Below are 3,931 nucleotides of genomic sequence, written 5' to 3' on the forward strand. Positions count from 1 at the left end.
CCGCCGCCGCCGTCGCCGCCGTCCCCGCCCTTGCCGCCGCCGTTGGGGAGGGCGGTGACCACGTGGGAGGGAGCGGGGGCCGCCATGGCCGCCGAGGCCGGGAGGACGACGCCTCCGGTGACGATGGCCGCCGCGGCCGCCAGGGTCGCGAGACGGAATCCCCGGCGCTGCGGACGGACGGACCCGGTGGTGTCAAACTTGCGGTTCATGAGTTTCTCCTGACTGTGCCTGGTGTCTGTCGAGGTGTCCCGGAATTCCGGGACGGTGCGGTGAGGGTTTCGAATCGGTCGGGAATTCCTCGGGGAGGCTTTCCTTCTCTTTTTCGTTTCCTCGTTTCCTTTCCGCTCCTCAAGTAAGCCCCAGCGGGCACAGCAGGGTCACGTTCCGGAAAGTCGGGACTTGACAGCGCCGCGGTCGGCGGATAAAAGCGGCTCTCAGTCGAGCCGGTCGACGACGACGATCGCCACGTCGTCGGCCAGCCGCCCGCACGCATGGCGCAGCAGCGCCCGGCGCAGGTCCTCCAGGAAGGACTGGCGGGTGCGGTCGCGCAGCGTCCGCACCGCCCCGGCCAGGTCGAAGAAGGTGTTCTCGGCGTCGCGGGCCTCGATGGCCCCGTCCGTGTGCAGCAGCAGCCGGTCCCCCGGCAGGAACGGATAGCTGTCCGTCCGGCCCGGGCGGCCGCTGATGAACTCCTCCAGGCCGAGCGGCGGCAGCGGGGCGGTGGGCGTCAGGGGCCGGACCTCGCCGTCGCGCAGCAGCAGCGGGGGCGGGTGGCCCCGGTTGACGACCTGGACGTCGGGGGTGTCGGGGATCTGGGCCACGACCGCGGTCACGAAGCCCTCCAGGAGGGCGTCGTCGCCGCCGGCCAGGCCCGCGCTCGCGGTGCCGGCGTCCCGGCGCAGGGCCGCGCCGCAGTGGTGGACGACCTCCACCAGGTCGTCCTCGTAGTGCACGGCCTCCCGGAAGGCGCCCAGGACCACGGCGGCGGCGCGCACGGCCGGCAGCCCCTTGCCGCGGACGTCCCCGACGATCAGCCGGACCCCGTAGCGGGTCTGGACCGCGTCGTAGAGGTCGCCGCCGATCTGTGCGCCCGTCTCGGCCGCCAGGTACATGCTGGCGGCCCGTACGGGACCCAGCCGGGCCGGTACGGGACGCAGCAGGACCTCCTGGGCGGCCTCGGCGATCCGGCGGACCTGCTGCAGCTCCTGGTCCCGGCGGGCGCCGACGGCGCGGCTGGTCATCACGCTCGCCGTGGTGACCAGGGCGAGCGCGAGGAGGTTCGTGTAGACGAGCTGGCCTCCCCAGGCGTGGTTGTACGTGGCGGTGGCGACGCTGACGCAGAGGGCCACCCCGGCCGCCGCGAGGGTGCCCGCCGGGCCGAGGGTCACCGCCGCCAGGGCGGGGGTGGCGACCAGCAGCGGGCCGGTGTACACGACGTGCGCGGGGGTGAGTTCGATGACGAGCACCACGAGGGCGATCGCGAAGGGGAGGCCTTCCGCGAGGGCGAAGCGGATCTGGTGGCGGCCGTCGGCTCCCGGTTCCGGGGGCGAGCGCCAGGGCGCTCTCATGAGTACAGCCTGCCCCGCCCGGGCGTACGGCCGCCACTTCGTCCGGCGCAGCGGGTAGGGATGCGCAGACGGCCCGCCGGCCGTCCCGCCGAGACCCCGGAGCGCCCCGTATGAGCACCGACCCCGCCCCGGTCCCCCGGGTCTCCCGCGAGGAGTTCGACGCCCTCTTCGCCGAGGTCCGCACCTGGGGCCGCTGGGACCCGGCCGGGCGAGGCGCCTGGAACCGGGTCACCCCGGCCCACGTGCGCCGGGCGGCGGCCCTGGTCCGCGACGGCACGACGGTGCCGCTCGGGCGGCCGTGGGACACCCGGCCCGCCCCCGACAACCTCCGGCCGGCCCTGCACCACATGACCGACCTGGGCGACGTGGAGCCCCCGGAGCCGTCCGCCCACAAGGACTTCCTCGGCGCCGACTACCACGGGAAGTCCGTCAGCCACCTGGACGCGCTGTCCCACATCGCCTACCGGGGGGAGCTCTACGGGGGCCGGCCGGCCCGCGGCTGGGTCGGCGCGGGCGGCGCCCGCTTCGGCTCGGTCGCCGACCTGGGCCCGCTGGTCACCAGGGGCGTGCTGCTGGACCTGCCCGCCGTACTCGGAGCGGCCTGGCTGGAGCCCGGGCGGGCGGTACGGGCCGACGACGTCCTGGCGGCGGAGCGGACGCTCGGGGCGGACATCGACGAGGGCTGCGCGGTACTGCTGCGCACGGGCCGCTTCCGGCGCCGGAGGGAGCGGGGCCCCTGGGACCCGGACGCGGCGAGCGCCGGCTTCCACGTGGACGCGGTGCCCCTGCTGGCCGAGCGGGGGGTCAGCCTGCTGGGCTCGGACGGGGACAGCGACCTGCGCCCCTCGCCGGTCGAGGGCCTGCACTCCCCCGTCCACACCCTCGCCCTCACGGCCATGGGGGTGCCCCTGCTGGACAACCTGGACCTGGAGGGGCTGTCCACGGCCTGCGCCGGCGCCGGACGGTACGCGTTCCTGCTCGTGGTGACGCCGTTGAACGTCCCGGGCGGGACGGGGTCGCCGGTCAATCCCGTCGCCGTCCTGTGAAGCGGGAAAACACCCGGAATATACTCAAAAAGTGCTGATTGAAGTTTCACCGCACCGGCCGGAGCGGTCGGAGATCGGCGATCGTCCCGACGCGGCCGGGCCACCCCCGGCAAGGGGAAGTGATGCAGATGGGGGTCACGGGAGACCAGACCGGCCCCGCACGCTCCCGTGAGCGGTTCCTGGGGGGCGATCCGGTGGAGGGCGGGGTGCGCGGCCCCATCCTGAACTCCTGGCTGCGCTGCCGGCTGCTGGGGCTCTCCCCCGACCGGGCCGAACTGCCCTACCGGGACGACTTCGATCCGGACAGCCGGCTCGTACGGGCCGCCGGCCCGGTCCTCGACGAGCTGCAGAACCGGTTCTCCGGCACCAGGATGAACATCTCGGTGGCCGACGCGGACGGAATGGTGCTCCAACGCCGCTTCGGCGAACCCTCCCTGGCCCGGAGCCTGCCCCCCATCCAGACCCTGCCCGGCTTCGTCTTCGCCGAGCGGTACGGCGGAACCAACGGCATCGGCCTCGCGCTGGCCGAACGGCGCCCCGTCCAGGTCTTCCGCGCCGAGCACTTCGCCGAACGCGCCCAGTCGAACGCCTGCTGCGCCGCCCCCATCCGCGACCAGCTCAGCGGGCAGATCGTCGGCGTGCTCTGCTTCGGTTACCCGTACGCCTTCGAGCACCCGGACCTGGCGGTCCTGCTCGCCCGCGCGGTCGGGACGATCGAGCGGCGGCTGACGGCCCAGAGCGCGGAGCGCGAGCGCGCCCTGCTCCACACCTACCTCGACTCCGAACAGGGCGCCCGGCCGGCCGCGGCCACCCCCGCCGGCCCCGACGGCGGGGACGACGGGACGGGCGGGCCGGACGGGCTCCCCGTTCTGGCCTGATCTCCTCGGCCCGCCGGGGCGCCTTCGGCGTGACCCTCCCCCACCGCGGCCGGGCCACCCTGCTCAGCCGCCCCGTCACCAGCGGCGCCGGCGTGAACGGCATGGTCGTCGAAGCCGTCATCGGCGCCGGCCCGCCCGGCCCCCAGCCCGCCGCGCCCCCGGCCCGGCCCCCGGACGCCTTCCGCGGCCTGGTGCTGGTCGGCGAGCCCGAGGTGGGCAAGTACGCCGTCGAGGCCCGGCGGCGCCTGGAACTGCTGGCCGAGGCCAGCACCCTCATCGGCACCACCCTGGACGTCGCCCGCACCGCGCTGGAGCTGGCCGAGGCGGCGGTGCCGCGCCTGGCCGACCACGTCACCGTCGACCTGCCGGAGTCCGTGCTGCAGGGCGACGAGTCCGCCGACCCCGGCGCCGAACTGCACCGCACGGTGGTCCACGGCAT

At 75.0% G+C, this 3,931-nt stretch carries 3 protein-coding genes and 2 pseudogenes; 3 read left to right on the plus strand and 2 right to left on the minus strand.

Features of this window, described 5'->3' with window-relative positions; genetic code table 11:
* Nucleotides 1-209, minus strand: a pseudogene (locus VR44_RS37135) (hypothetical protein); the annotation flags it as partial.
* A gap of 225 nt (nucleotides 210-434) precedes the next feature.
* Complete coding sequence (locus tag VR44_RS37140; RefSeq protein ID WP_045952083.1) at nucleotides 435-1,568, minus strand: PP2C family protein-serine/threonine phosphatase; 1,134 nt, start codon at nucleotides 1,566-1,568, stop codon at nucleotides 435-437.
* 110 nt (nucleotides 1,569-1,678) lie between these two features.
* On the opposite strand from VR44_RS37140, the gene VR44_RS37145 reads away from it, so the two are divergent.
* From VR44_RS37145 to VR44_RS47985, 3 genes and pseudogenes are all read left to right on the plus strand, one after another.
* On the plus strand, nucleotides 1,679-2,614 hold the full coding sequence (locus VR44_RS37145) for a cyclase family protein (RefSeq protein ID WP_045952084.1): 936 nt from the start codon (nucleotides 1,679-1,681) through the stop codon (nucleotides 2,612-2,614).
* A 122-nt stretch (nucleotides 2,615-2,736) separates the two neighbouring features.
* Entirely contained in the window at nucleotides 2,737-3,492 is a 756-nt protein-coding gene (locus VR44_RS41760; RefSeq protein ID WP_052714004.1) for a GAF domain-containing protein, read from the plus strand.
* 29 nt (nucleotides 3,493-3,521) lie between these two features.
* Nucleotides 3,522-3,931: pseudogene (locus VR44_RS47985) on the plus strand (SpoIIE family protein phosphatase); the annotation flags it as partial.

This window comes from Streptomyces katrae, from assembly GCF_000966975.1.
Classification (GTDB): Bacteria; Actinomycetota; Actinomycetes; order Streptomycetales; family Streptomycetaceae; genus Streptomyces; species Streptomyces katrae.